The organism is Rhizobium sp. AN68 (genome assembly GCF_030758035.1).
Lineage (GTDB): Bacteria > Pseudomonadota > Alphaproteobacteria > Rhizobiales > Rhizobiaceae > Agrobacterium > Agrobacterium tumefaciens.
Map to the genome: position 1 here is coordinate 866,745 of NZ_JARWMI010000003.1, position 26,349 is coordinate 893,093.

Here is a 26,349-nt window from a genome sequence, read left to right on the forward strand (position 1 = left end):
CAACGCAGCGGGCACAGCCCGATATTCCTCAATGCACCGTGCCACAGCACCCTGCCGCATGCGGGATGATAATCGTCACCACCGTGCCTCTGCCTTCGCAGGAGCGGATTTTCATCGTGCCGCCATGCAGCCTGACGAGCGAGCGCGAGATGGCGAGCCCGAGGCCTGAGCCGCCCTGGCTTTTGGCGTATTGGCTCTGCACCTGCTCGAAGGGCTGGCCAATCTTGTCGAGCGCCTCGGCGGGAATGCCGATGCCGGTATCGGCGATGGTGAGGATCATGGCGGCCTGATGCACATGGGTGCGCAGCGCTACGCGGCCGCCATTGCCGGTGAACTTCACGGCATTGGACAGAAGGTTGAGCATGATCTGCTTCATGGCGCGGCGGTCGCCCTGCATCGTCAGCCCGGCGCAGACCTTCTGCTGCACGGTGATGTTCTTCTGTTCCGCCTGGATGGCGGTCAACCGCAGGGTTTCTTCGATCAGCGGCGCGAGATCGATCGTCTCGCGGTTGATCCGCATATGGCCGGCTTCGATCTTGGACATATCCAGAATGTCGTTGATGACATTTAGGAGGTGCTTGCCGCTGTCGTGGATATCCCGGGCATATTCGGAATATTTCGGCGAGCCAACCGGCCCGAACATCTCGTTTTGCAGGATGTCGGAAAAGCCGAGAATGGCGTTGAGCGGCGTGCGCAGCTCATGGCTCATATTGGCGAGGAATTCGGACTTTGCGAGGTTTGCCGCCTGGGCGCGCTCTTTTTCGGCGAGATAATTGGCGTTGGCGTCTGAAAGCTCCGTCTTCTGCCGCTCCAGCTTATGCTGCGAGGCGGAAAGATCGCCGATGGTGGCCATCAGCCGGCGTTCGGAGTCACGCAGGCGCTCCTGATGGCGCTTCAGAAGCGTAATGTCGGTGCCGACAGAGACGAGGCCGCCGTCACGGGTGCGGCGTTCATTGATCTGTAGCCAGCGATCATCGGCAAGCTGCACTTCCGTCATGCGCGAAAGGCCAGACTGATCGGGGTCCGCAACGCGCCGCTCCACGACCGGGCGCGCCGCAGCCGCCTGCACGGCGCTCTTTTCGGTGCCCGCTACCAGAACGCTGTCCGGCAGGCCGTAAGCCTTCTGGTAATGGGTGTTGCACATGACGAGACGGTCATTCTTGTCCCACAGCACGAAGGCTTCCGAGGTGGATTCGATGGCGTCTGCAAGGCGCTGGTCTGCCTCGGCATAACGTTGCGCAAGGCGGTGCTGCTCGGTCACGTCCATGGCGATGCCGATGACGCGCGGGCCGTTATTGGTGCGGATGACCTGGGCACGGGCGCGCAGCCAGACATAGTGGCCTTTCGCGTGGCGCATGCGGAAGATCTGGTCGATCTGGCGCAGATCACCGCAGCCGACAGCACGGGCAAGCTCGTAGAGGTTTCCATCTTCGGAATGCATCATGCGCGCCGCATCGGAAAAGGACAGCGGTGCGGCCTTCGGCGGTCTGCCGAGGATTTCGTAGAGCGAGCCGGACCAGAACATGCGCCGCGTGGAAAGATCGAAGTCCCACAGGCCGCAGCGGCCACGTGACAGCGCCGTCTCCACCCGCAGGTTCGATTCAGCGAAGATGTCGTCAGCGTCGCGGGCGCGTTTGACCTGCATGTAATAGGCGTAGAGCACGACGAGAAGGATCGAGGAGATTCCGGCAAACAGCGTCACGTTCATGGCGATTTCGCTGCGCCAGAAAGAACGGATCGGCTCAAGCGAGCGCGCCGCGATGACCATGCCGCCATCGTCGCCGAAGGGGATCATCGTTGCATAATGCGGCTGGTTGTCGATATTGGTTTCGATGGTGCCGGGCGCGCCGGGAAAACGCTGAACAATGGCGATTTCGGGAAGCAAAGCCGGCAGGGAGGTGCCAATATAAAGCGTGGCGCCCTTGCCGGCGCCGGCGAAAATCCGGCCGTTGCTGCCCGACAGAAGCACCATGGTGCCATCAGCAAGGCTGCCCGAAGGCAGCGCTGCGGCAAGGCTCGCCTCTGCGCGGGTGCGCTCTTGCGAGGCAAAGACAATACCGTTGTTGATAAGGGCTGCTTTTGCCGTCAGCGCCGTCAGTGCGGTAGAGTGGCGGGCTGCCTCTTCCATGCGGCTATATTCGGCAACAATGCCCAGCATGCGTGACGCCGCGATGACGACGAGAAATGCAAGAATGAGAATGGGAATGAGGCGCTTCAGCAGGGTCTCGACCTGCGGCATCGGGCGGTCGGAGCCGTTCATCAAACCCATCAGGTCGCTGGAAAGCCTTTCGCCCCAGGCCGCAAGATCAGAAAATTTGGCATACGGCCGCTCATCGCCCGCAGTCGCCCGCCGCACGTTCGTCATTGTCCCGCCTTCAAGATATCCCCACTGATTCGAAGCGCCGCCGCTCGAATATGCATAGTGAATCAAATGCGATTCGCCGTGTCCAGAGGCAAAAGTTAAAAGAATTTTAACCCCTTGAACCGACTCCGTATTTTTTCGGGACAGCGCGTTACGGTCTGCACAGCGGCGCCAGGCATTGGAAAAACCGACACCCGGATAGCCGGTCTGGGACGTTCCGGTGTGTTCCGGCCGGTGGTTCTCAAGCCTTGTCGAAAGCTTCAAGAGCAGGTCCAAGTGCGCCGAGAACGCCGTTTCCGGCGGCAGGAAGCCCGGTCAGCACCGCGCTGATGATATCGTCACGGCTTGCGCCATGCGCTTTGGCTTCCAGCACATGAAATGCCACACCGCCTTCAAGCCGCAGTGCGGCAAGAATGCCGATATAGACCAGGCATTGCGTCTTGGCATCCAGCGTGGACGCCGCACCCAGCCCCTGCACGGCCTGAAGCCAGACCGCCTGATGGGCCGGGGCCTCGGTGATGAAACGCTGGAACGAATTGCTGGTGTTGGAAATATCCGTCATTTGAAATCCCTTTCCGCTTGCGGCCGCGTTCCGGCCTGTCGCTGACGATTGTGTCGCGCAATGCGTTGCGGCGCCTTGACGGAAATCAAGACGGCGCACAGGCATTGTCCGGAATAGGGGAGTTGGCGAATGTTCGCCGGGTATTATCCTTTCAGAATACGCCCGACGATATCGCTGACATCCGTTGAAAGACCTTTTGCTTCGGCGATCGTCGAAAGCGCTGCCTTGGCGTGTTCGGCGCGGCTTGCTTCCAGCGACCGCCAGGAGCGCATGGAGGTGAGAATGCGCGCGGCAAGCTGCGGGTTACGCTTGTCGATGGCTATGATCTGCTCGGCGAGGAACCGGTAAGCGGCACCATCGGCGCGGTGGAAACCGGTCGGGTTGGAGAAGGCGAGCGTGCCCACCAGCGACCGTACCCGGTTGGGATTGGAAGCGATGAAGTGTTTCGACGTCATCAGCGCCTTGATACGTTCCAGCGCGCCGTCGCCGGGAATGGCGGCCTGCAGCGAGAACCATTTGTCGAGAACCAGCGCATTGTCGGCAAAGCGGGCTTCGAAGGCGGCAAGCGCCTCCTTTGTCTCCGTGCTGTCGGGGAAACGCTGGGTCAGTACACCGAGCGCATGCGCAAGATCGGTCATGTTGGTGGCGCTGGCATAGGCCTTTGCCGCCCTGTCAGGCGTTCCCTCAGCAAAAGCAAGGAAGCTCAACGCGCCGTTGCGAAGCGAACGCCGTCCGGCGCTGTCAGCATCGGGGCTGTAGGCTTCACCATTTCCGTCACTGTCGGCGAGCCGCCGGAGCGTTTCGAGACCGGCCGTGGCAATGGCCTTGATCGTCGCGTTGCGTGCCTTGTGGATGGCGTCCGGGTCGGTATTGCCGCCCAGTTCGCGAGCGATGTCCGTTTCGCTCGGCAGCGCCAGCGCCTGTGCGCGGAAAGCGGGTTCAAGCGAAGCGTCGCCGACGATTTCGATCAGCGTTGCGATGAGGTCGGCGTCCGAGCGTACTTCTTGGCCGTTCTGCACGGCCCTGGTGGCGGCAATCAGCGCCGGCAAAGCGAGATCGGTAAGCGCCTGGAAACGGGCAAACATATCCGTCTCGTGCCGGGCGACCTGCACCAGATCGGCAGCACTCTGTTCGAAATGCAGGTTGATCGGCGCCGAGAAGCTGCGGTTGAGCGACAGCACTGGGCGCGATGAAATGCCGGAGAAGGAGAATGTCTGGTTGCGTTCGGTCAGATGCAGCACGCCGTCGCGGTATTCGCCGCCCGTGACAGCCTGCGGCTCGGCGATCTGGCCATTGTCGAGAATCAGCGCCAGCGACAGCGGAATATGACGCGGTTGCTTCACCGGTTGGCCGGGCGTTGGTGCGACGGTCTGTTCCAGCGTCAGCCTGAAGGTCGCCTTGGCGGCATCGTAGGCGGAGGACACGGAGACGAGCGGCGTGCCGGCCTCGGTGTACCATAGCGAAAACTGCGACAGATCGCGGCCGCTGGCATCGGCAAAACTCTTGACGAAATCCTCAACAGTCGCCGCTTCGCCGTCATGGCGTTCGAAATAAAGGTCCATGCCTTTCTTGAAGTCGTCTTCCCCAAGGATCGTGGCGATCATGCGGGTGACTTCGGCGCCCTTTTCATAAACGGTCGTCGTGTAGAAGTTGTTGATTTCGCGATAGGTATCGGGGCGTGGTGGATGGGCCAGCGGACCGGAATCCTCTGGAAACTGTTCCGATTTCAGGTGACGCACATCGGCGATGCGCTTGACCGGGCGCGAGCGCATGTCGGCGGAAAATTCCTGGTCGCGATAGACCGTCAGGCCTTCTTTCAGGCACAGCTGAAACCAGTCGCGGCAGGTGATGCGGTTGCCAGTCCAGTTGTGGAAATATTCATGCGCGATGATGCGCTCGATATTGGCGTAGTCCGCATCGGACGCAGTTTCCGGGTCGGCCAGCACGAATTTGTCGTTGAAGACGTTGAGACCCTTGTTCTCCATCGCGCCCATGTTGAAATCGGACACGGCGACGATCATGAAGATATCGAGGTCGTATTCACGGCCGAAGCGTTCCTCATCCCACTTCATCGAGCGCTTCAGCGCATCCATGGCATAGGCCGCGCGCGGCTCCTTGCCATGCTCGACATAGATCTTCAGCGCCACTTCGCGGCCGGAAAGGGTGGTGAACGTGTCTTCCACCACGCCGAGATCGCCGGCGACAAGCGCAAAGAGATAGCTGGGTTTCGGGTGCGGATCGAACCAGGCTGCAAAGTGGCGGCCTTCATCGTAATTGCCGCCGCCGAGGAAATTGCCGTTCGACAACAGCAGGGGATTGCCGTCCTTCGCGGCGATGATCGTCACCGTATAAGGTGCCAGAACATCGGGCCGGTCTGGGAAATAGGTGATGCGGCGGAAACCTTCCGCCTCGCACTGGGTGCAATAAACGCCGTTGGTGCGGTAAAGCCCCATCAGCTGCGTATTGACCTGCGGATTGATGTAATTGGTGACACAGATCTCGAAGGGCGTCTCCGCAGGCAGATCGCGGATCGTCAGGCTATCGGGCGTCGCGTCATATTGGCTTGCGGGAATGTCCACCTGATCGAGCAGGAGGCCCGAAAGCGTCAACTCGTCGCCATCGAGAACGAGCGGCGCTGACACATCGACGCCCTCTCGGCGATGAAAGATCAGACGGGCTTCGACCTTGGTATTCTTGGGGTCGAGTTCGAAGGTGAGATCCACCCGCTCCAGAACGAAATCGGTGGGGCGGTAATCTGCCAGGTGAACGATCTGGCCCGTGTCTGTTCGCATGACTGTTCCTGAATAACTTTGTCGTTGTCCTCCGGGCATCATGTCGTCATAAGGCCCGGATGTAAAATAGGTAGAGTATTCGTCACAATCATGTGCGCATCGGGAGGACGTTCTGTCCTGCCATGGAAGGCTTTGCCGGCCCTGCAGACGATTCTGTCGCCGCCGGACCTGCGGACCATGCCAGCAAATGTTGAACGATTGCTGAAATTGTATTTTATTTTCTTCAAATTTTAGCGCGTGTCGCTTTTGGTCTGATTCTCACGTCGCCATCAGGGCCGAAGGCCTGAACAATGGGGGTGAGGAGGCCACAAGCCGGGGAAAGCAATCCTGCGCCTCACCAGATCAACGGAATTCATGGGTAAATAACATTTTTTGTTGTAAAGCGCTTCGGGAATGCTCTAGCCTTGGGCAAATCCAATTCCCCCGCGTCGTCCTCCCCCGCATGAACAATCTCCCGATGGCGTGTTTGCGCAGCCGATATGAGTAACTGCCGATGAACGCCGAACCGACAAATCCCTTTCGGGGGATAAGCCTGAAGCTGATTTCGGTTGGCTTTTTTCTGGTGATGCAGACTTGTATCAAGGCCTCCGGTCCCGATGTGCCGGCCGGTCAGATCACTTTCTTCCGCTCCGCTTTCGCCATCATCCCCATCGTCGTTTATCTTGCCTGGCTGCATGCGCTGACGAGCGCGCTGCACACCAACAATCTCATCGGCCATTTCAAGCGCGGGTTTCTCGGCATTCTCTCCATGGCCTGCGGGTTTTACGGGCTGACGCTGCTGCCGTTGCCGGAGTTCATCGCCATCGGTTATGCCTCACCGCTGCTGGCCGTCGTGTTCGCCGCCTTCATCCTGCGCGAGAAGGTGCGCATCTACCGCTGGAGCGCGGTTTTCGTTGGCATGATGGGCGTGCTGGTTATCCTGTGGCCGAAGATGACCCTGTTGCGTGAAGGCGGTTTTGCTGCGGGCGAGGGGCTGGGCGCGATCGCCGTGCTCTGCGGGGCAGCACTTGGTGGTCTCGCAATGATCCAGGTGCGGCAACTGGTGGAAACGGAAAAGACGCCGACCATCGTTCTCTATTTCTCGCTCACGGCCACCTTGCTGTCGCTCGTCAGCGTACCCTTCGGCTGGAGCGCTCTGGATACCAAGCAGGCCGTGCTGTTGATCACCAGCGGCATTTGTGGCGGCGTCGCACAGATCTTCCTGACGGAGAGCTATCGCCACGCGGAGGTCTCCACTATCGCGCCCTTCGAATACAGCTCCATCGTTTTCGGGATAGCGGTCTCCTATATCCTGTTCGGAGACATTCCAACGCTCACCATGCTGATCGGCACGGCAATCGTGATTTTCGCCGGCATCTTCATCATTTTCCGCGAGCACCAGCTGGGCCTGGCGAGACGCGCGGCACGCAAGGCCTCCACGCCGCAGGGGTGACGCACCAAATTTGACGGAGGTCGCAAACATGCGGCATCGTCGGCGCCAGAGCCGTTGTCGTGTCGGCGCCTAGTCCCGCAAATGCAAAAGGCGCCTTCCCGAAGAAAGACGCCAGCGCGCAATCAAAGATATGGACCGGTTTTACACCGGCCTGAGTGCTCTCAGCGCTCGCGGAAATCCGCAAAGACAGCTGCAGGACGTGTCACGCGAACCTGCTGCATGGCAGCACGTGCGGTCATCTGTTCGTTAGCGGCAGCGCCGAAACGATGGTAACCCTGACTGGAGCGAGGGCCGAGGCCCGCCAGTCGGAGCGTTTCAAAGCCGGAATGTACCGGACGGAAGCGAGTGGTCATTGCCTTGGTTCCTTAAACCGAATTCCTCCCAAGACACAGGCTGGCTTATCGCAGTGCAGCATGGATTCGGCAAGCCGGGTCAGCGCGCCGCTGTTATGCGTAATACGCATGGCTTTTTTCATACTTCGTTTACTCTGAGTAAGAATCAGGCAATCAGCCTTCGGAGATTTTTGCCTGAAACGCCAATAAATCCTGCCATGCCAATGACTTACTGGCAGGTGCGTTTAGAAGTTCCTGCGGATGCAGGCTCGCCAGCGCCGGTAAAACCAGGTGCCCGGCTGCGACATCACGCCACTGTCCGCGCAGCGTATGGATCGTTCCGGTGCCGCCGAAAAAGAAACGTGCGGTCAAGTTGCCAAGAAGCAACAGGTGTTTCGGCTCCGCAAGTGCGATCTGGCGCTCGATGAAGGGGCGGCAGATATCCATTTCGGCCTGAGTCGGCGGGCGGTTGCCCGGTGGACGCCAGGGCACGACATTGCCGAGCATGATGCGTGCGCGGTCAAGGCCGATAGCGGCCAGCATACGGTCGAGCAGCAGCCCGGTCTTGCCGGCAAAAAGCTGGCCCTCGCGGTCGTCATCCGCATCCGGCATCGGGCCGATCACCATGACGGCGCAAGCAGGGTCGCCTTCGGTGAATACCGTGTTGCGGGCGCTGTTCTTGAGGTTGCAGCCGCTGAAACCCTCAAGCGCGATTTTCAGTTCGGAAAGCGACCTTGCGCTTTCAGCCGCAAAACGGGCAGCCGCCACGGCCTGTTCGTCCGGCATGGCAACATTCTGCTGAAGTGCCGGAGCAGGCGGCGCGCCTCTCGTCGGCGCGCTGCGACCTGCCGTCTGCCGCTGCGGAGCATCGGCACGACGCTCCGTGCCGCTGTCCATCTGGTGTGCGGGCGCAGAACTTTCCTGACGCGCTGCCGGTCGGGCAGGGCGGGAGGCGGCAAATTCGGCGAAACGGTCAACAGGTCCGTCTTCCAGCAACCAGTCCACGCCCGCATCCGCATGGAAATGCAGAAGCGCGGCGAGTTCGGCCGGGGAGAGGTCGTGAGCGGCGATCATGGGGTGAAATTATCCCATGTTCCCCGCCCGGGGAACCCGTAAATCACGCTGTCCAGCGCTGAATGTCACCGCTTTCGCCGATCATGGCCAAACCATGGGCAATCGAGAGCAACTCGCCGCCGGTTTCGATCCGGTCCGCGTCGAAACGACGGGTGAAAAGCTCGCGCACCGCCGGCACGAAGGAGGTGCCGCCGGTGAGGAACACCTTGTCGATTGCCTCAGGCGCGACTTGCGTCTTCTCCAGAACCTCGTCCAGCGCGCCCTCGATCTTGGCGAGGTCGTCGGCGATCCAGTTGTTGAAATCGCTGCGCTTGACCATTTTGCGACCGGCCTTGCCGAGCGGCGCGAAGTTGAATTCCGCTTCTTCGGCCGAGGACAGCGCCATCTTGGTGGCGGAAATCGACTGATAAAGCGGATAACCCTCGTCATGCTCCACGAGATCGATGAAAAGTTCGAGCTTGTCCGGCTCCAGCGCCGAGCGCACCAGCGATTTCAGATCGGTGAATTCTTTCGAGGTCTTGAAGATAGACAGCTGGTTCCAGCGACCGAAATTCACGTAGTAGCCGGAAGGCACGTCCAGCACCTTGTCGAAGCTCTTGAACTTGCTGCCCTTGCCGATTTCCGGCGAGACCAGATTGTCGATCATGCGGAAGTCGAAATGGTCACCGGCGACACCGACGCCGGAATGGCCGATGGGGGTGGCGGAAAGTTTGCCGGCATGGGTCTCGAAGCGGATCAGCGAATAGTCGGTGGTGCCGCCGCCGAAATCCGCCACCAGCACATTGGCGTCCTTCTTCAGGCTCTGGGCGAAATAATAGGCGGCCGCCACCGGCTCGTAGACATAGTGGATTTCCGGAAAACCGGCACGCGTCAGCGCTTCGTTGTAGCGGGAGAGCGCCAGCGTCTCATCCGGATTGCTGCCGGCGAAACGCACGGGGCGACCGGCGATGACGGTCGAGACGTCGCTTGGCCACTCTGCGCCCGCATAGGTTTTCAGCTTGCGCAGGAACACGTCCATCAAATCCTCGAAGCTCTGGCGCTTGGCGAAGATCAACGTGCCCTGAAAGAGCGGCGAGGCCGCAAATGTCTTGATCGACTGCAGGAAGCGGCAATCGCCCGCATTGTCGATGAATTGCCTGATGGCAGCGTGGCCCGCTTCCACGTGCAGGGCAGCCGCACCAAGGCCCGAATCCTTCATGAAGGAGAGCGCGGTGCGCATACTGTCATCCGTGCCCGCGCTGCTGGTAAACTGCATGGAGCGGCTTTCGCCGCCGCCGTCGGAAAGAGCCATGACCGTGTTGGTCGTGCCGAAATCGAGGCCCAGTGCCCGCTTTTGCGTCATCGCCATATCCTTGTCGCCGATAGAAATGCTCGCCCGGCCCAAAGGCGGCCCGGCGTGAGAATAAGGGACGCATTTGGCATCCCGATGTCAGAGGAGGGCGGTTGATTGCACAGGCCCGGCAGAATGGCAAGCGCCACTTCTCGGTTTATTAAAACATTAGAATAAAGTAATTTTCCGTTATAAATACAGTTTCGCCATGCAAATTAAATATTTTTTCGCAATCGCAAAGTATAAATAAAGGATATATCCTCAGGGAGCTTTCTTAATTGTAGCTGTCGCGTTGTAACCCGGAAGTCCAGATGTCCCGCAAGCAGGCATGTTCCGCCCACCAAGATGTGCCGCCCGGGCCGGAGGTCCTCATTCGCGGCGACGTGGAAATTTTCCATTCCCAGCTTATGAACCTCATGGCGTCATCGCAGCAGGGTTATGCCCTTTTCGATGGCAGCGACGAGTTGCGCTTTGCCAATGCGGCCTTCCGCGAGGCGCTGGGCATGGCTCCGGACGGTTTTCCGAGCTGGATGGAGCTGATGCGCGGCGGGTATCGCAGCTCGACAGGAACGGCGGTCGAAACCACCGATTTCGAACTGTGGTTGCGCTCGGCGCGGACAAGGCGCGGCAAGTTGCCTTACCGCACCATCGAAACCAGCCTGAACGATGGACGCTGGATGCTGACGACGGAAACGACGCTGCCGGGCGGCTGGATGTTGTGTGTCGTGACCGATGTTTCCGAGCTTGGCATCCAGTTGCGCGATCTGCGGCAGGAGCGCGACAGGGCGCTGAAATCGGCGCTGAGCGACGAACTCAAGGGCCTCGGCAACCGCCGCTATGCCATGGATATCCTCAACCAGATGCTTGGCCCCAACAAGGCGCAGGCGCTTGCGGTGATCATCATGGATATCGACCACTTCAAGGCGGTGAACGACCGTTTCGGGCATGCCTGCGGCGATCTCGTCCTTAGGGATTTCGCCACCCGGCTTTCCGGCGCGATCGGCCGGGACGATCTGGTGGGGCGGATCGGCGGTGAGGAGTTTCTACTCGTTCTCAGCGGTTCGCGAATGCTGAGCGCGGAAAGCACCATGCAGAAGCTGCTGGCGACGTTGACCGAGGCATCGCCGCTGAGCGATGTGCCGGATTTCCGTTACAGCTGTTCGGCCGGCATTGCCTTTGCCGATCCCGGCGAGAGCGCGAGCGATGTGCTGCGCCGCGCCGACACGGCACTCTACGAAGCCAAGAATACCGGCAGAAACCGCTTCGTAGTCTACGGAGCGGCCTCTTGACCGCTCCGGCGTGTAACCGGCGTCAGTTCGATTTCGCCGCGCCGCCATCCACCCGCAGCATTGTGCCGGTGATGTAGCTTGCCGGAACCGAGCAGAGGAAAGCCCCGGCGGCGGCGAATTCTTCCACCGTGCCAAGCCTGCCTGCCGGAATGCTCTTGACCGAAGCCTCGCGGATTTCCTCCATGCTTTTACCCAGGCGCTTGGCATTGGCGCCATCCAGCTCGTCGATGCGGTCGGTATGGATGCGGCCGGGCAGAAGAAGGTTGGAGGTGATGCCGAAACCGGCCACTTCGCTCGACAATGTCTTGCTCCAGCCCACCAGCGCCCCACGCAGCGTGTTGGAGAGCGCCAGATTGGGGATGGGTTCGAACACGCCGGAGGAGGCAACGGTCAGGATGCGGCCAAAGCCCTGTTCCTTCATCTGCGGCAGCAGCTCATTGGTGAGCGTGATGACGCGCAGCACCATCGACTGGAAGAAGCTCTCCAGCTTCTCGGTCGTGATCTCCTGCGCAAGACCCGGCGTCGGGCCACCGGTGTTGTTGACGAGAATGTCAATGCCGCCGAGCTTGTCGTTCACGGCCTGAACCATGGCCTCGACGAAATTGTCGTCGCCAAGATCGCCCCGCACCCAGTCGGCCTTGCCCTTGCCGAGTGCATTGATCGTCTTGCAGTTCGCGTCCAGCTTTTCGCTGCTTCTGCCAACGAGAAGAACATTCACGCCTTCATTCGCCAGCGCCGTGGCGATGCCCAGCCCAAGGCCGCGAGAGGAGGCGAGAACGAGGGCGCGTTTGCCGGAAATGCCGAGATCCATGGGTTTTGTCCTGTCTTGTTTGCAGCAGATCAAAGAATCGAAGCGTGACTACAGGCGAAAACCGTCCACAGTTTTCGCTATCCCGCTCCATCTGTGCTGTTTATAGGAAGGCGGCGCCCGCTTTTGAAGGTTAAATACGCGTCATGACCGAACAATCTCTGCTGAAATTCTCAATTGCCATCACGGTTCTTCTGGCCGCGTTCGGCATTGGTGCAGGCCTGTTTTCCGGCTCTTTCGCGGTGGTGTTCGATGGCGTTTATGCCCTGACGGATGCCTTCATGACGGTGCTGGCGCTACTGGTGGCGCGGCTGATCGCGGCTTCCGCCGCCCCGCGGCCCGGTGGCCGGCTGGCAGAGCGTTTCACCATGGGCTTCTGGCATCTGGAGCCGATGGTCCTCGGCCTCAACGGCACGCTTTTGATGGGCGCTGCGATCTATGCCCTGATCAACGCCATCGACAGCCTGATGGACGGCGGCAGATCGATCGAGTTCGATTACGCCATCATCGTCACCTTCGTCAGCTTTGCCGTTTCGCTCATCATGGCATGGTTCGTCAAACGCCAGAACCGCAGACTGAAATCGGCCTTCGTGGCGCTGGACGCCAAAAGCTGGCTGATGAGCGCGCTCCTGAGCGCGGCCCTGTTCCTCGCCTTCGCCATCGGCTACGGGCTGACGGGAACGGCGCATCAGTGGATCGCGCCCTATATCGACCCCGCCGTTCTGGCGCTGGTCTGCCTCATCATCATTCCCATGCCGCTCGGCAATGTGAAGCAGGCGCTCGCCGACATCCTTCTGGTGACGCCGTTTGAATTCAAGCAGCATGTGGACAGGGTAGCGGCCGAAACCGTCGAAAAATTCGGCTTCGCCTCGCACTATTCCTATGTCGCCCGCGTGGGGCGAGGCCGCCAGATCGAACTCTTCTTCATCGTCCCGAAAAACTGGCCACCCCGGCGTCTCGAAGAATGGGACGCGATCCGCGACGAGATCGGCGATGCACTCGGCGGCGAGGGGACGGATCGGTGGCTGACGATTGTGTTTACGACGGATGAAGAATGGGCGGTTTGAACGGGATGTTTGATTTTAGCTGCTTGCGGTACTCATCCTGATTCGCAAGTAGAGGACTCTCGTAATTTTAGACAAAAAGAAATAGGTGCCCGAAAATCGGCGTTCTGAGCATTTTCCCGGTGCTAGTCGTTTCCAGGTAACGGCCGCGGCCTTTAGAACAGGCGACGGCTGATCGAAATTGAGCGAAAGCTCAAAGGTAGCACACGGGAGACACCAAAATGAGCAATCAGATTGAACGTGCAGAAAAGTTTCGAAGCTTGCACATTCCGGGCGATCCCATCGTCCTTTACAACATCTGGGATGCAGGAAGCGCGATGGCCGTTGCCCGCAGCGGTGCGAAGGCCATTGCAACCGGAAGCTGGTCCGTTGCTGCCGCGCAAGGCTATTCGGATGGTGAGGAGATGCCGCTCGATGACGCACTGGCGGTCGTCGCTCGAATAATGAAATGCATCGATCTGCCTCTCACTGTGGATTTTGAAGGCGGTTATTCGAGTGATGCTGCAACGGTCAGGCGCAACGTAGGTCGTCTACTCACCCTCGGCGTCATCGGATTGAACTTCGAGGATCAGGTGGTGCACGGGACGGGCCTCTATGATGTCGATTATCAGGTGGACCGGCTTCGAGCTATTCGCAGCGCTGCCGAAGACCACCGTGTCCCGGTCTTCATCAATGCGAGAACGGACGTGTTTCTCAAAGCAGATGAGGGCATCGATCATGCGGTCTTGCTGGATGAGGTGCTCGCTCGCGGGGCAGCCTATAAGGCGGCAGGAGCAGATGGTTTTTTCGTGCCCGGGCTAAAAGACAAAAAGCTGATCAAAGAAATATGCGACCGCGCGACTTTACCGGTCAATGTTATGATATCGGGCGACCTGAAAGATATCCGAGAGCTGGCAGACCTTGGTGTGGCCCGGATCAGTTTTGGCCCCACGCCATACATCAAGGTGGCTGGAGACTTGGAAAACAGCGCACGCGTTTTTGCCTGAAAGCAACTCTTGTACTGACCTGATCTCATCATTGCTGAGGTCAAAGTCGGAAGAGCGGCGTTAGCCCGGCTGAGTCGGCCTTGGCGGAAAAACACTTTGCAGCTCGAGTTTTCGGCCGGCCGGATGGCTGGGAGTGCGAGCTGCAATGAACGGCGGGAAGCGTCCTGACCGCCCTGGCGACTTGGGCTCGGTGCAATCCTTGGAATTGGCAATCCTTTGCCATCAAATAATGACAAACCTTGACGCCCACCCACTCAACTCCTATTCTCAATATTACGTGCACGTAAAAGTAATAAAATACTCATCAGGTTGTCTGACAATTGAGTGGCGTGCGACATGTTTTGCCGCTATGGAAGCTCGACAAAGCCGTCGTGCTTTGCGAAGACAGGCTAGGGCGAATGTGTTGTCGCAGACTGGCTTTTCGGCCAGTGCAGGCAACACGGTGCGAATGCCGGAAGCGGATATAACAACAGCCGGATGGGACCGGCGAGGTGAGAGGACAAGATGACGGAAGCGATGGAACTGCCGGAACGCGAAGCGATGGAATTCGACGTTGTGATCGTCGGTGCGGGTCCTGCGGGCCTTGCCGCCGCGATCCGTCTGAAGCAGGTCGAGCCGGAGCTTTCGGTCGTCGTTCTGGAAAAGGGTGCTGAAGTCGGCGCGCATATTCTCTCAGGTGCCGTGGTTGATCCCATCGGCATCGACCGGCTTCTGCCCGGCTGGCGTGAGGAAGAGGGGCATCCCTTCAAGACCGAGGTCAAGGACGACCAGTTCATGTTCTTAGGCCCGGCCGGCTCCATCCGTTTGCCGAACTTCATGATGCCGCCGCTCATGAACAATCACGGCAATTATATCGTCTCGCTTGGGCTGGTCTGTCGCTGGCTGGCGGAAAAGGCGGAAGCGCTCGGCGTCGAGATCTATCCGGGCTTTGCCGCCACCGAAGTGCTTTATAATGAAGAAGGCGCAGTGATCGGTGTCGCCACCGGCGATATGGGCATCGAGAAGAACGGTGAACCCGGCCCCGCCTTCACGCGCGGCATGGAGCTGCATGGCAAATATGTGCTGATCGGCGAGGGCGTGCGCGGTTCGCTCGCCAAGCAGCTGATTTCCAGGTTTGACCTTTCGAAAGATCGCGAACCGCAGAAATTCGGCATCGGCATCAAGGAACTCTGGCAGGTCAAGCCGGAACACCACAAACAGGGCCTCGTGCAGCACTCCTTCGGCTGGCCGCTCGGTTTCAAGACCGGCGGCGGCTCGTTCCTCTATCATCTGGAGGACAATCTCGTTGCCGTCGGCTTCGTGGTGCATCTCAATTACAAGAACCCCTATCTTTATCCTTTCGAGGAATTCCAGCGCTTCAAGACGCATCCGGCCATCCGCGACACTTTCGAGGGCGGCAAGCGTATTTCCTATGGCGCGCGCGCGATTACCGAGGGCGGTTACCAGTCGGTGCCGAAGCTGACTTTCCCCGGCGGCGCGCTGATCGGCTGTTCGGCCGGTTTCGTCAATGTGCCGCGCATCAAGGGCAGCCATAATGCGGTGTTGTCGGGCATGCTGGCGGCGGAAAAGATCGCCGCGGCTATTTCCGCCGGTCGCGCCCATGATGAAGTGGCCGAGATCGAGGCGGAATGGCGCGACGGCGATATCGGCAAGGACCTGAAGCGGGTGCGCAACGTCAAGCCGCTGTGGTCGAAGTTCGGCACGCTTGTTGGCGTCGGTCTTGGCGGTCTCGACATGTGGACCAACCAGCTGTTCGGTTTCTCCGTTTTCGGCACGCTGAAACACGGCAAGACGGATGCGCAGAGCCTTGAGCCGGCCTCCAAACACAAGCCGATCGCCTATCCGAAACCGGACGGCGTTTTGACCTTCGACCGGCTGTCATCGGTGTTCCTGTCCTCCACCAACCATGAGGAAGACCAGCCGGTGCATCTTCAGGTGAAGGATATGGACTTGCAGAAGCGTTCCGAACACGACGTCTATGCCGGTCCCTCGACGCGTTATTGTCCTGCCGGCGTTTATGAGTGGGTGGAGAAGGACGGCGAGGAAGTCTACGTGATCAACGCGCAGAACTGCGTGCACTGCAAGACCTGCGATATCAAGGACCCCAACCAGAACATCAACTGGGTTCCGCCACAAGGCGGCGAGGGGCCGGTTTACGCCAATATGTGATGGTGATGCCGGTCTGCCGGCAACCTTCGTCTTGCCCGGGCTTGCCCCGGGCATCTGCAACCGATTGATTTCACGATACGTGGTTGGATCCTCGCGACAAGCGAAAGGATGACGTCGCGTGCGCGAGGCGTCGAAAGTCTCGTCCCCCCTAGTATTTGTGGATTGCCCTTCGATTTCTTACATATAGGATGTTGGGGTGTTGTAGCTTTGCATGGTCCATGGATTGTGGGTCAGGAATGCGGTAACGCCTTGAATGTGCATATGTTGCGTTTGGGCCGTCGCCCGGCGGCAGGAGTGATGGAATGTCCGGCTTTCAGAGGCTGAATATCGTGCGGAATACAAGGATCGTCGCCGGTCTGGCGGCAGGTATGGTAGTTGCCGTTTCGCTCAGTGGCAGCCCGCTGATGGCCGCCAGCTGCCGCGCCGACGCCATGGCCGGCATCGACTGGCGCGAATGCAACAAGCGCCTCCTGATGCTGGGCGGCAGCAACCTCGATTCGGCGATGCTTTACGGCACGGATTTCACCTATACGGATTTGCGCGGCTCCTCGCTGAAGGGCGCCAATCTTGAAAAGGCGAAACTCATCCGGACGGCTCTTGGAGAGGCGAACCTGCAGGGCGCCAACCTGACGAAGGTGGAAGCCTACCGCAGTGACTTTTCCGCCGCCGACGCCACCAGCGCAAAATTCATCAATGCGGAAATGCAGCGGACCAATTTCAACAAGGCCAAACTGGACGGCGCGGATTTTACCAAGGCTGAACTCGGGCGTGCCGAGTTTGAAGATGCCAGCCTGTCCGGCTCGAAATTTTCGCTGACCAATCTGTCGCGTGCCAGCTTCCAGGGCGCAAAGCTCGGCGGCGCGGTGGATTTTGCCAACGCCTTCCTGCTGTTGACCCGCATAGAGGGGGTCGATCTTTCCGCCGCCACCGGCCTTGAGCAGAAACAGATCGACATCGCCTGCGGCGACGCCAAGACAAAACTGCCGAGCGGCCTGACGACGCCTGCCGCATGGCCATGCCCGGAAGATCCGGAAGACGATTGACCGGGAAGGGCGCGCTTTATCAGGCGCGCACCTCCCACTTCGTGTGACGTGTAGATCAAAAGCCCGAAAGCACGATCTTGCCCTTGGCCGTGTTGCTTTCAATCAAGGCGTGGGCCTTGATGAGGTTTGCGGCGTTGATCGTGCCGAAAACTTCGGTCAACGTCGTCTTGATCTTGCCGGCATCGACCAGTTCCGCAACGTGATTGAGCAGCTTGTGCTGTTCGATCATGTCGGGCGTCTGGAATACCGCGCGGGCAAACATCATTTCCCAATGGATTGAAACGCATTTGCGCTTGAACGCCATGGCGTCGAAACCGCCGGCCGGATCGTCGATCAGCGCAAAACGGCCCTGCGGCGCAATGGTCGCCACGCTGTCTGCGGCGTGAATGTCGCTATGGGTGGTCGAGAATACGAAGCCCGGTGCACCAAGGCCAAGCGCTTCCACCTGCGGGGCAATCGGCTTGCTGTGATCGACGACATGATGCGCGCCGAGGTCTTTGGCCCATTGCATCGTTTCCGGCCGCGAAGCCGTGGCAATGACGGTAAGATCGGTCAGTGCGCGCAGAAGCTGGATGGCAATCGAGCCGACGCCGCCGGCGCCACCGATCACCAGAACGGCATTTGCCGCACCCGGAACGGGCTCTGTCACCCGCAGCCGGTCGAACAGCGTCTCGTAGGCCGTGATCGCGGTCAGCGGCAGTGCCGCTGCTTCCTCGAAATTCAGCGACTTCGGTTTGGCGCCGACGATGCGCTCATCGACCAGATGGAATTCGCTGTCGGAGCCGGGGCGGTTGATGACACCAGCGTAAAACACCTCGTCGCCGGGCTTGAACAGCGATACCTTGTCGCCGACGGCTTTCACCACGCCCGCCGCATCAAAGCCCAGCACGCGGGCTGCACCGTTTTCCGGCGCCTGGTTGCGGCGAACCTTGGTGTCAACAGGATTGACCGAAACGGCCTTCACCTCCACCAGAATATCATGCCCCGTCGCTTCCGGCTGCGGCAGGTCGAGGTCGATAAGGGCATCCGTTGCGGTGATGGGCTGGCTCGTCTTGTAACCGATGGCGCGCATGAACAGTCTCCTTTGCTTGTTTGCGTGCCTCTTACTTGATACATATGAACATCGATCGCAAGAATGCACATTTTGTGATGATACATACAAAAAGGATACTGTGATGTCGCGACCGCGCGCCAAGCTTACCGGCAATTTTCCGGGCTGCCCGGTGGAGTCTGCCTTGAGTTTTCTCGACGGCAAATGGAAAGGCGTGATCCTCTATCACCTCATCAACGAGGGCACCCTGCGCTTCAACGAGTTGCGCCGCCACATCCCAAGCGTCACCCAGCGCATGCTCACCAAGCAGCTGCGGGAACTGGAAGAGGCGGGCCTGATTTCGCGCACCGTCTTCCCGGTGGTGCCGCCGCGCGTGGACTATGCGCTGACGCCACTCGGCGAAACCATGAAGCCGGTGATCTCGGCGCTGAAAAGCTGGGGCGACGCCCATGTTGTGTGCAAGAACGGCGCGAAGTACACCCTTCATCCCGAGGCTGCGGAGAAGGCAGCCTGAAAAATAACGGGTAAAACCAAGCCCTCCGGCACTTCTTTTTCATGGTGCGATGCAACACGGATTTGCCCGGTTTGATGCATAATGCTGCGAATTCGATTCGCAGCAGGGACATCAAATCACATGAGCATCGGTTGGTTGGAGGCCGGATTTCTCGGCCTTTTGCAAGGACTTACGGAATTTCTTCCGGTTTCTTCAAGCGCGCATCTGAGGATAGCCGGGGAGTTTCTGCCCTCCGGTGCGGATCCGGGCGCCGCCTTCACGGCGATTACGCAGATCGGCACGGAAGCGGCGGTGCTGGTCTATTTCTGGTCCGATATCATGCGGATCGCCGCCGCCTGGCTCCGGCAGAACCTTCGCCTCGGACCCTATGACAAGTCCGATGCGCGGCTTGGCTGGCTGATCATCGTCGGCTCGGTGCCGATCGTGCTGCTTGGCCTGTTCTTTAAGGATGCCATCGAGCATTCGCTGCGCAATCTCTATATCACCGCCGTAATGCTGATTGTCTTCGGCATCATTCTCGGCGTCGCCGACAGGATCGGCAAGAAGCGCTACAAGCTGAACCAGCTGATCTGGCGTGATGGCATCCTGTTCGGTTTCGCGCAGGCTATGGCGCTCATCCCCGGCGTCTCGCGCTCGGGCGGCACCATCAGCGCCGGCCTGCTGTTAGGCTACACGCGCGACGCGGCCGCACGATATTCCTTCCTGCTCGCCGTTCCCGCCGTGTTCGGTTCCGGTTTCTACCAGCTGTTCAAAAGCATCGGCGAGGAGAACCCTGTAGGCTGGGGCCAGACGGGGCTTGCAACCCTGATCGCCTTCGTCGTCGGTTACGCCGTGATCGTTGTCTTCCTCAAGCTGGTCTCCACCAAGAGCTACATGCCCTTCGTCTGGTACCGGGTGGTCATCGGCGTCATTCTTTTGGGACTTCTCGGAACGGGCGTTATCAGCGCCGGCGGTTGAGGGGTGCTTGCCCTGTCAAAAACTCTGCAAATGAAAAGGCCCGCTCTTTCGAGCGGGCCTTTTGTGTTTCAGAGCAGCGTGCCGCTGAGGATCACCAGCGCCACCGAGAAGTAGATGACGAGGCCGCTGACATCCACCAGCGTGGCGACGAACGGCGCAGATGCGCTGGCTGGATCCAGCCGCAGACGCTGCAGCAGGAATGGCAGCATGGAGCCGGCCAGCGAGCCGAAGGTGACGATGCCGACGAGTGCGGCAAAGACGGTGGCGCCCACCAGCAGCCAGTGGTCGCCATAATCATAAAAGCCTGCCTGCTGCCAGATGGTCAGACGCAGGAAGCCGATGGCGCCGAGAATGCAGCCGAGCGTCAGGCCCGTCGGGATTTCCCGCAGCAGCACCCGCCACCAGTCCGAAAGCTTCAGTTCGCCGAGCGCCAGTGCCCGGATGATGAGCGAGGTGGCCTGCGAACCGGAGTTGCCGCCTGATGACATGATGAGCGGAATGAACAGCGTCAGCACGACGGCTTTTTCCAGCTCGCCTTCAAAATGCTGCATGGCGCTTGCCGTCAGCATTTCACCCAGGAACAGGGCGGCAAGCCAGCCAGCGCGCTTGCGGATCATGTCCGGAAAGCCCATTGCCATATAGGGCTTGCCGAGTGCTTCCATACCACCGAACTTGTGGGCGTCTTCCGTGGTGTCGGCGATCATGGTGTCGATCACGTCGTCGACCGTGACGATGCCGAGAATGTGCGAATTATCGTCAACGACGGGAAGCGCCAGAAGGTCGTGCTTGCGGATGAGCCGGGCAACATCCTCCTGCGACATCAAGGGGCTGGCACAGACGATGCCTTCCTTCGATGCGACGGAGAGAATGGAGGCGCCGGCCTCGCCGGTCAGCAGGCGACGCAGCGTCACGACGGTGGACAGCGTTCCGTCCTGCGCCAGCACATAGATGGCATAGACCGTTTCACGCGACCGCTCGACGACGCGGATGTGCGAAAGGGTCTGTTCCACCGTCCAGCTATCCGGCACGCTGACGAATTCCGTGGTCATGATCGAGCCGGCGGTGCGCGGCGGATAACCCATCAGATGTTTGATGGAGAGCGCGGTCGTGCGGTCCAGCCGGGAAAACAGCTTTGCGCGCGGCTCTTCGTCCATTTCCGCCATGACGTCGGCAACGCGGTCGTCTGACATCAGGTTGACGAAGCGGGCGGCCTGGTCAAGCGGAATACCGGCAATGATGGCGGCTGCGTCATGCAGTTCCGGCCGGTCGAGAATGGCGACGGCCTTTGCCTGCGGCATGGCGAGCAGGGCGGCGACTGCCTCATGCGTATCGAGTGTGTTGAGGTGCTCGACGCGTTCTGCAATGGTGGTGGAACCGGCATTTCCGCTGCGGAGAAGACGTGCGGCCTTGCTGGCTCTCTGGGAGAGGGTGTGGAAGTTCATGATTGCTCACCTTTCCGTCGATTCGCCGATTACGACGAACGCGGTGGTGAGCCGACAGGTGCCGGATCAGTTCCCGTTCGCCGCTTTCGGCAAAGGCAATCGACTACTACTGTCGCTAGACATCAAATGATGCTCCGTTAAAATCCGCGCTGTGCCGGGTCACGGCCTGCGCGTAACGCCGTGTTGCGCCCGAAACCAAAAAGAGTCAAGCGAGCCGATCGTGAAATTTCCGTAAGGTTTATTGCAGGTGCCGGAATGGGTGTTCCGGCCGCTGAAAAACCGGCTTTCAGCCGGCTTTTGCGCGCCGTTCGACGGTGACGGACACAAGGAAAACGCCAAGCCCGAGAAGCGAAAGAACAGCGCCCACATAACCGGTGGAGGCATATCCATAGCCCATGGCGATGACCGTGCCGCCAAGCCATGCGCCGAGCGCGTTGGCGATGTTGAAGGCGGAGTGGTTGGAGGCAGCCGCAAGCGTCTGCGCATCCGCTGCCACATCCATCAGCCGCGTCTGCACGGCGGGGCAGGCGGCAAAACCGCAGCCGATCAGGAAGACGCAGAGACACATCATGAACGGGTCATGCGCCGTCATGCCGAACACGGCCATGACCACCACGTTAAAGGCGAGCATGCCGCCGATCGTGCCGTTGAGCGAGATATCGGCCAGCCGCGAGCCGACCACATTGCCGACATTCATGCCGATGCCGAAGAGGGCGAGCACCATGGAGACGGTGGAAACCGGCATCATCGCGACATCGGTGGTGGTCTTGGCGATATAGCTGAAAACCGAGAACATGCCGCCGAAACCGACCGATGCGATGGCGAGCGTCAGCCACACCTGCACGCGGCGGAAAGCCCCGAGTTCACGCCAAACGCTGGCACCTTCCTCTACCCTGTCGCGCGGCTGGAACAGCCACAGCAGGGCGACGGTCAACAGCCCGATGCCGCCGACCAGCATGAAGGCCGCGCGCCAGGAAAGCATCTGCCCGAAGAAAGTGGCAAGCGGCGTTCCAAGCAGCGTGGCGATGGTGAGGCCAAGCATGACGCGGCCAACGGCGCGGGCACGTTTGTGGATTGGCGCCATGGAGGCAGCCACCAGCGCTGCAACGCCGAAATAGGCGCCGTGCGGCAGGCCGGTGATGAAGCGCAGCACGGTGAAGCTCAGGAAATCGGGTGCGACGGCGCTCAAGATATTGCCGAGTGCGAAAAGTCCCATGAGGCCGAGAAGCAGGGTGCGCCGCGTCATGCGCGCAGCCAGCACCGCGATGATGGGCGCGCCGATGACGACACCCAGTGCATAGGCCGTGATGACGTAACCTGCCTGGGGCACTGTGACGCCATAGGTCGTTGCGACGTCAGGCAGCAGGCCCATGATGGCGAATTCGCCGGTGCCGATGCCGAAACCGCCGGCCGCAAGCGCCAGTTCGATGAGTGCGACGGCAAACGGCGTCAGTGCCACGGCAGGCCTTGCCGCAACAACGGTTTCACTCTCCGCCTCGAGGCGGGCTTCCGACAAATTCGAATGGCTCATTGCGACCTGAAAAGGGGGAGGACCCCACAGAAAAAGGGCAAGACCGTATGGGAACGGCCTGCCCTGACTGGAGATGCGCGGTCATGAAAATGACCTTAAGTGATATCTAACATGAAATGATGCATTGCGGTAGAGCGATTCTCGGCAAAAGAGCATCTTCACGCGATGGTGTTTGGAACCCTATATAACCCCAAGCATTTACGCGCGGCTGCCTCACAGGATCAGGTTGGAAATATGAAGCTCATTGCAATTTTCAATCGTGACGGCGGCACCTTCCGCACCACGGATATGGATGCCTATTGCGACCACGCCCGCGAGGTCTTTTCCCGCGCCGGCCACACAATCGACTGCCGCGTGGTCTCCGGCAAGGAAGTTGTCGAGGAGATGGAACGCGCCGCCGATGAGCCTGATATCGAAGGCATCATTGCCGGCGGTGGTGATGGAACGATTTCGGCCGCTGCCGGTATCGCCTGGAAACACGGCATCGCGCTCGGTATCGTACCGGCCGGCACCATGAACCTGTTCGCCCGCTCGCTGAAGCTGCCGCTCGATATCCGCCAGGTCCTGGAGACACTGGCGAATGGCGAGATCGCCAATGTCGATATCGCCAGCGCCAACGGCCGTCTTTTCGTCCACCAGTTTTCCGCAGGCCTGCATTCGCGCATGGTGCGCTATCGCAACAATCTCGCCTTCGCCTCCCGCCTTGGCAAGATCAAGGCAAGCGTCCGCGCCGCCATCAGCGTCATTCTCAATCCGCCGGTCTTCGAGGTGGAATATACGGTCAATGGCAAGACGCAGCGCCGCAAGGTGTCAGCAATTTCCGTCTCCAACAATGAATTCGGGCAGAACTCGCTTCTGGTCGCGGATAATGTCTCGGGCGGCCATCTCGGCTTCTATCTCACCGATCCCCTGCGCCCCTCGGGCGTCGCAAGGCTCGCTTTCGACATCCTGCGCGGCAAGCTGAAGGAAAACGCTGCGGTAACGGCCACGACCGTCACGGGTGTGGAACTTCATTTCCCCAAGAAGCGCCATGACGTGCGCTGCGTCATCGATGGCGAATTGCTGCCGATGGAGCGCGACGTGGCACTTGAAGTCCATGCCGGCGAATTGAAGGTGCTGGTGGGGCGAGGGGTCTTGGCGTAGCGCACCACCTCCATAACGGTGCAATCGAACCTGCTTCAAGGCAGCAGCGCATTTCTTCTCCCCGGCGGGGAGTAGAAACAAGCGGCAAGGCCGACCCATCGTCTCGATCTCCCAAAAAACGCCAGTCTTGCCAAATCGAAGCCGCCCGGCCATGTTCGGTTGGGTGCGGCTCCGGAAGGCGCCGTCGTCTTTGCGGGAGTGCGATCTGTCATGAATGAAGTCTCCAAGCCGGTGTCCAACCTTGCCGCCATCGACGCCGCTCATCACCTTCACCCCTTTTCCGATATGGGTAAGCTGAACGCGAGCGGCACCCGCATCATCGAGCGTGCAGAAGGCGTCTTCATCTATGACAGCACCGGCAAGAAGTATCTCGACGCCTTTGCCGGACTATGGTGCGTCAATATCGGTTACGGACGCCGCGAGATCGCCGATGTCGTGCAGCGCCAGATGAACGAACTGCCCTATTACAACGCCTTTTTCGGCACTACGACACCATCAGCCACACTTCTGGCTCAGAAGATCGCTTCCCGTGCCGGGCCGAACATGAACCATGTGTTCTTCACCAATTCCGGTTCGGAAGCCACCGACACCTGGTTCCGCATGGCACGGGTCTACTGGAAGGCGCTCGGCCATCCGACGAAGACCAAGGTGATCGCTCGCCGCAACGGCTATCACGGCTCTACGGTCGCCGGCGCTTCGCTCGGCGGCATGAAGTGGATGCACGAGCAGGGCAATCTGCCGATCGAGGGTATCGCCCATATCGGCCAACCCTATTGGTATGCGGAAGGCGGCGACCTCTCACCCGCGGAATTCGGCCTGAAGGTGGCCCGCGAACTGGAAGCGAAGATAGACGAGCTCGGTGAAGAGAATGTCGCGGCTTTCGTGGCGGAACCCATTCAGGGCGCCGGTGGGGTCATTGTGCCACCGGAAACCTACTGGCCGGAAATCGCCCGCATCTGCAAGGCGCGCAACATTCTGCTGGTGTCCGACGAGGTGATCTGCGGTTTCGGCCGCCTCGGTTCCTGGTTCGGCTACCAGCATTTCGGCGTGGAGCCGGACCTCGCGCCCGTCGCCAAGGGCCTGTCATCCGGTTATCTGCCGATTGGCGGCGTCCTCGTTTCCGACCGCGTGGCGGATGTGATGTTGTCCGAGGTCGGTGATTTCAACCATGGCTTCACCTATTCCGGCCACCCCGTCTGCGCCGCGGCTGCTCTGGAAAATATTCGTATCATCGAGGATGAGGGGCTGGTGGAACGGGTGCGGGATGATATCGGCCCTTATTTTTCGCAAGGCTGGAAAAGCCTCACCGACCACGAGTTGGTGGGTGAGGCAGTGAATGTCGGCCTCATGGGTGGCCTGCAGCTTGCGGCCGACAAGGCGACCCGCAGGCGTTTTGCCAAGCCGGATGACATCGGCACCGCCGTGCGCAACCACTGCCTGGCAAACGGCCTCGTCATGCGTGCCACCGGCGACCGCATGCTGGCCTCACCGGCGCTGACGATCAGCCGCTCGGAGGTGGACCAGATCATCGAGACTTTGCGCAAGGGGCTCGATCACCTGCGCGATACACCAGAGCATTTCCAATAAAGCGCGTAGTTGTTTTACGTCCGGGAAATGCGAAAAAAAACTCTAAGGGAGAAAAGAAATGGCAGGACAGGAACATCACTATGCCGTTCAGGTGAAGTGGACCGGCAATCGCGGCAAGGGTACCTCGGGCTACCGTGACTATGAACGCGACTACACGATTTCCACGTCCGGAAAAGCGGATATCGCCGGCTCTTCAGATCCCGCCTTTCGCGGCGATGCCTCCCGCTGGAACCCGGAAGACCTGCTGGTTGCCTCGCTCTCGGCCTGCCACAAGCTATGGTACCTGCATTTCTGCTCCGTCAACGGCATCATCGTTGAAGACTATGTCGACAATGCCGAAGGCACGCTGGTGATGGAAAAGGACGGCGCCGGGCAATTCAGCGAGGTAGTGTTGAGACCGGTCATCACCATCTCGAAGGGTGATCTTGCGCGGGCTGATGAGCTGCACCACGATGCCCACGACAAATGCTTCATCGCCCGGTCGGTGAATTTTCCCGTGCGTGTCGAGGGGACAGTGAAGGTGGTTTGAAAGATCAGGCCAGTCGCAGACCGAGATGATCGGCCATAGGCTGAAAGTCTCGGTCGTTGTGAAGTCGTTCGCATCCGTTTTCGATACAGTAAGTAGCGACGATGATCGTGTCCCAATCCGTTTCCGCGTCCCAGCCTGTCCACATCTCATCTGGATCGCCTTCCCAGCCCATACCCTCCAATGTATCAAGCGCACGCATTTGACGATGAATGCGCACGAGATCCCGCAGCGCCTTTTTCACTGTCGCCTTTTCGGTAGAGAGACCGGTAATTTTCCATCGCCTCGGCGATCAAATCATCATCGAGTTCAATGTTGGTGCGCATGGGAAAACCCTTGGTGTATCGATTTTCGA

General features: G+C 59.8%; 23 protein-coding genes. 11 read left to right on the forward strand and 12 right to left on the reverse strand.

The genetic code is table 11. The annotated features are described in order from the left end of the window. Positions 1 to 28 precede the first annotated feature (28 nt). From RBH71_RS17290 to pepN, 3 genes are all read right to left on the reverse strand, one after another. Positions 29 to 2,365, reverse strand: a complete 2,337-nt coding sequence (locus RBH71_RS17290; RefSeq protein ID WP_019564062.1) for a PAS domain-containing sensor histidine kinase — start codon at positions 2,363 to 2,365, stop codon at positions 29 to 31. 238 nt (positions 2,366 to 2,603) lie between these two features. Further along, positions 2,604 to 2,924, reverse strand: a complete 321-nt coding sequence (locus RBH71_RS17295; protein WP_003512161.1) for a carboxymuconolactone decarboxylase family protein — start codon at positions 2,922 to 2,924, stop codon at positions 2,604 to 2,606. Positions 2,925 to 3,067: 143 nt separating this feature from the next. Next, a complete protein-coding gene (gene pepN / locus RBH71_RS17300; RefSeq protein WP_003512163.1) occupies positions 3,068 to 5,716 on the reverse strand; it encodes an aminopeptidase N in 2,649 nt (882 codons plus the stop codon). Positions 5,717 to 6,209: 493 nt separating this feature from the next. Between pepN and RBH71_RS17305 the strand changes: the two genes are divergently transcribed. Then, on the forward strand, positions 6,210 to 7,148 hold the full coding sequence (locus tag RBH71_RS17305) for a DMT family transporter (protein ID WP_003512165.1): 939 nt from the start codon (positions 6,210 to 6,212) through the stop codon (positions 7,146 to 7,148). A gap of 161 nt (positions 7,149 to 7,309) precedes the next feature. Here the strand turns inward: RBH71_RS17305 and RBH71_RS17310 are convergent, their stop codons facing one another. From RBH71_RS17310 to RBH71_RS17320, 3 genes are all read right to left on the reverse strand, one after another. Further along, positions 7,310 to 7,501, reverse strand: a complete 192-nt coding sequence (locus RBH71_RS17310; RefSeq protein ID WP_003497027.1) for a hypothetical protein — start codon at positions 7,499 to 7,501, stop codon at positions 7,310 to 7,312. Between the two features lie 153 nt (positions 7,502 to 7,654). Beyond that, entirely contained in the window at positions 7,655 to 8,554 is a 900-nt protein-coding gene (locus RBH71_RS17315) for a uracil-DNA glycosylase (RefSeq protein ID WP_003512166.1), read from the reverse strand. Between the two features lie 43 nt (positions 8,555 to 8,597). Continuing rightward, a complete protein-coding gene (locus RBH71_RS17320; RefSeq protein WP_003512167.1) occupies positions 8,598 to 9,896 on the reverse strand; it encodes an Hsp70 family protein in 1,299 nt (432 codons plus the stop codon). A gap of 299 nt (positions 9,897 to 10,195) precedes the next feature. On the opposite strand from RBH71_RS17320, the gene RBH71_RS17325 reads away from it, so the two are divergent. Continuing rightward, a complete protein-coding gene (locus RBH71_RS17325; RefSeq protein WP_323687425.1) occupies positions 10,196 to 11,173 on the forward strand; it encodes a sensor domain-containing diguanylate cyclase in 978 nt (325 codons plus the stop codon). 22 nt (positions 11,174 to 11,195) lie between these two features. Here the strand turns inward: RBH71_RS17325 and RBH71_RS17330 are convergent, their stop codons facing one another. Then, positions 11,196 to 11,984, reverse strand: a complete 789-nt coding sequence (locus tag RBH71_RS17330; protein WP_003512169.1) for an SDR family oxidoreductase — start codon at positions 11,982 to 11,984, stop codon at positions 11,196 to 11,198. Between the two features lie 143 nt (positions 11,985 to 12,127). Between RBH71_RS17330 and RBH71_RS17335 the strand changes: the two genes are divergently transcribed. From RBH71_RS17335 to RBH71_RS17350, 4 genes are all read left to right on the forward strand, one after another. Beyond that, positions 12,128 to 13,048, forward strand: a complete 921-nt coding sequence (locus RBH71_RS17335) for a cation diffusion facilitator family transporter (protein ID WP_003512170.1) — start codon at positions 12,128 to 12,130, stop codon at positions 13,046 to 13,048. A 218-nt stretch (positions 13,049 to 13,266) separates the two neighbouring features. Further along, a complete protein-coding gene (locus RBH71_RS17340) occupies positions 13,267 to 14,031 on the forward strand; it encodes an isocitrate lyase/PEP mutase family protein (protein ID WP_003512171.1) in 765 nt (254 codons plus the stop codon). A 504-nt stretch (positions 14,032 to 14,535) separates the two neighbouring features. Next, the gene (locus RBH71_RS17345) at positions 14,536 to 16,200 is read left to right on the forward strand and encodes an electron transfer flavoprotein-ubiquinone oxidoreductase (RefSeq protein WP_003512172.1); all 1,665 of its coding nucleotides are present in this window, start codon (positions 14,536 to 14,538) and stop codon (positions 16,198 to 16,200) included. A 302-nt stretch (positions 16,201 to 16,502) separates the two neighbouring features. Then, positions 16,503 to 17,243, forward strand: coding sequence for a pentapeptide repeat-containing protein (locus tag RBH71_RS17350; RefSeq protein WP_003512182.1), 741 nt, complete (start codon positions 16,503 to 16,505; stop codon positions 17,241 to 17,243). A 55-nt stretch (positions 17,244 to 17,298) separates the two neighbouring features. Here RBH71_RS17350 and RBH71_RS17355 read toward each other — a convergent pair whose 3' ends face one another. Continuing rightward, positions 17,299 to 18,315 carry a zinc-binding alcohol dehydrogenase family protein gene (locus RBH71_RS17355; RefSeq protein ID WP_003512184.1) on the reverse strand — a complete coding sequence of 339 codons (1,017 nt, stop codon included), beginning with the start codon at positions 18,313 to 18,315 and terminating at the stop codon, positions 17,299 to 17,301. A 103-nt stretch (positions 18,316 to 18,418) separates the two neighbouring features. Here RBH71_RS17355 and RBH71_RS17360 point away from each other — a divergent pair, with 103 nt between their 5' ends. Further along, on the forward strand, positions 18,419 to 18,808 hold the full coding sequence (locus RBH71_RS17360; protein WP_003512185.1) for a winged helix-turn-helix transcriptional regulator: 390 nt from the start codon (positions 18,419 to 18,421) through the stop codon (positions 18,806 to 18,808). Positions 18,809 to 18,928: 120 nt separating this feature from the next. Then, the gene (locus RBH71_RS17365; RefSeq protein WP_323687426.1) at positions 18,929 to 19,765 is read left to right on the forward strand and encodes an undecaprenyl-diphosphate phosphatase; all 837 of its coding nucleotides are present in this window, start codon (positions 18,929 to 18,931) and stop codon (positions 19,763 to 19,765) included. 68 nt (positions 19,766 to 19,833) lie between these two features. On the opposite strand, the gene mgtE is transcribed toward RBH71_RS17365, so the two are convergent. Continuing rightward, a complete protein-coding gene (gene mgtE, locus RBH71_RS17370; protein ID WP_003512189.1) occupies positions 19,834 to 21,207 on the reverse strand; it encodes a magnesium transporter in 1,374 nt (457 codons plus the stop codon). 286 nt (positions 21,208 to 21,493) lie between these two features. Beyond that, positions 21,494 to 22,738, reverse strand: a complete 1,245-nt coding sequence (locus RBH71_RS17375) for an MFS transporter (RefSeq protein WP_003512193.1) — start codon at positions 22,736 to 22,738, stop codon at positions 21,494 to 21,496. 234 nt (positions 22,739 to 22,972) lie between these two features. Between RBH71_RS17375 and RBH71_RS17380 the strand changes: the two genes are divergently transcribed. The 3 genes from RBH71_RS17380 to RBH71_RS17390 all read left to right on the forward strand — a co-directional run bounded on the left by RBH71_RS17380 (position 22,973) and on the right by RBH71_RS17390 (position 25,997). Further along, positions 22,973 to 23,881 carry a diacylglycerol/lipid kinase family protein gene (locus RBH71_RS17380; protein ID WP_003512196.1) on the forward strand — a complete coding sequence of 303 codons (909 nt, stop codon included), beginning with the start codon at positions 22,973 to 22,975 and terminating at the stop codon, positions 23,879 to 23,881. Positions 23,882 to 24,091: 210 nt separating this feature from the next. After that, a complete protein-coding gene (locus RBH71_RS17385) occupies positions 24,092 to 25,468 on the forward strand; it encodes an aspartate aminotransferase family protein (protein ID WP_003512199.1) in 1,377 nt (458 codons plus the stop codon). A gap of 58 nt (positions 25,469 to 25,526) precedes the next feature. Beyond that, a complete protein-coding gene (locus RBH71_RS17390; RefSeq protein ID WP_003512201.1) occupies positions 25,527 to 25,997 on the forward strand; it encodes an OsmC family protein in 471 nt (156 codons plus the stop codon). Positions 25,998 to 26,001: 4 nt separating this feature from the next. Here RBH71_RS17390 and RBH71_RS26665 read toward each other — a convergent pair whose 3' ends face one another. Together RBH71_RS26665 and RBH71_RS17395 are read right to left on the reverse strand one after the other, a co-directional pair. Further along, positions 26,002 to 26,238, reverse strand: coding sequence for a hypothetical protein (locus RBH71_RS26665; protein WP_416349578.1), 237 nt, complete (start codon positions 26,236 to 26,238; stop codon positions 26,002 to 26,004). Further along, entirely contained in the window at positions 26,183 to 26,320 is a 138-nt protein-coding gene (locus RBH71_RS17395) for a type II toxin-antitoxin system VapB family antitoxin (protein WP_416349316.1), read from the reverse strand. The genes RBH71_RS26665 and RBH71_RS17395 overlap by 56 nt, the downstream gene beginning before the upstream one ends. Positions 26,321 to 26,349 lie beyond the last annotated feature (29 nt).

Bases quoted from the DNA above. Each gene is read 5' to 3' on its own strand.
- RBH71_RS17290 (WP_019564062.1), bottom strand. From the start codon at position 2,365: ATGACGAACGTGCGGCGGGCGACTGCGGGCGATGAGCGGCCGTATGCC.
- RBH71_RS17295 (WP_003512161.1), bottom strand. From the start codon at position 2,924: ATGACGGATATTTCCAACACCAGCAATTCGTTCCAGCGTTTCATCACC.
- pepN (WP_003512163.1), bottom strand. From the start codon at position 5,716: ATGCGAACAGACACGGGCCAGATCGTTCACCTGGCAGATTACCGCCCC.
- RBH71_RS17305 (WP_003512165.1), top strand. From the start codon at position 6,210: ATGAACGCCGAACCGACAAATCCCTTTCGGGGGATAAGCCTGAAGCTG.
- RBH71_RS17310 (WP_003497027.1), bottom strand. From the start codon at position 7,501: ATGACCACTCGCTTCCGTCCGGTACATTCCGGCTTTGAAACGCTCCGA.
- RBH71_RS17315 (WP_003512166.1), bottom strand. From the start codon at position 8,554: ATGATCGCCGCTCACGACCTCTCCCCGGCCGAACTCGCCGCGCTTCTG.
- RBH71_RS17320 (WP_003512167.1), bottom strand. From the start codon at position 9,896: ATGACGCAAAAGCGGGCACTGGGCCTCGATTTCGGCACGACCAACACG.
- RBH71_RS17325 (WP_323687425.1), top strand. From the start codon at position 10,196: ATGTCCCGCAAGCAGGCATGTTCCGCCCACCAAGATGTGCCGCCCGGG.
- RBH71_RS17330 (WP_003512169.1), bottom strand. From the start codon at position 11,984: ATGGATCTCGGCATTTCCGGCAAACGCGCCCTCGTTCTCGCCTCCTCT.
- RBH71_RS17335 (WP_003512170.1), top strand. From the start codon at position 12,128: ATGACCGAACAATCTCTGCTGAAATTCTCAATTGCCATCACGGTTCTT.
- RBH71_RS17340 (WP_003512171.1), top strand. From the start codon at position 13,267: ATGAGCAATCAGATTGAACGTGCAGAAAAGTTTCGAAGCTTGCACATT.
- RBH71_RS17345 (WP_003512172.1), top strand. From the start codon at position 14,536: ATGACGGAAGCGATGGAACTGCCGGAACGCGAAGCGATGGAATTCGAC.
- RBH71_RS17350 (WP_003512182.1), top strand. From the start codon at position 16,503: ATGTCCGGCTTTCAGAGGCTGAATATCGTGCGGAATACAAGGATCGTC.
- RBH71_RS17355 (WP_003512184.1), bottom strand. From the start codon at position 18,315: ATGCGCGCCATCGGTTACAAGACGAGCCAGCCCATCACCGCAACGGAT.
- RBH71_RS17360 (WP_003512185.1), top strand. From the start codon at position 18,419: ATGTCGCGACCGCGCGCCAAGCTTACCGGCAATTTTCCGGGCTGCCCG.
- RBH71_RS17365 (WP_323687426.1), top strand. From the start codon at position 18,929: ATGAGCATCGGTTGGTTGGAGGCCGGATTTCTCGGCCTTTTGCAAGGA.
- mgtE (WP_003512189.1), bottom strand. From the start codon at position 21,207: ATGAACTTCCACACCCTCTCCCAGAGAGCCAGCAAGGCCGCACGTCTT.
- RBH71_RS17375 (WP_003512193.1), bottom strand. From the start codon at position 22,738: ATGAGCCATTCGAATTTGTCGGAAGCCCGCCTCGAGGCGGAGAGTGAA.
- RBH71_RS17380 (WP_003512196.1), top strand. From the start codon at position 22,973: ATGAAGCTCATTGCAATTTTCAATCGTGACGGCGGCACCTTCCGCACC.
- RBH71_RS17385 (WP_003512199.1), top strand. From the start codon at position 24,092: ATGAATGAAGTCTCCAAGCCGGTGTCCAACCTTGCCGCCATCGACGCC.
- RBH71_RS17390 (WP_003512201.1), top strand. From the start codon at position 25,527: ATGGCAGGACAGGAACATCACTATGCCGTTCAGGTGAAGTGGACCGGC.
- RBH71_RS17395 (WP_416349316.1), bottom strand. From the start codon at position 26,320: ATGCGCACCAACATTGAACTCGATGATGATTTGATCGCCGAGGCGATG.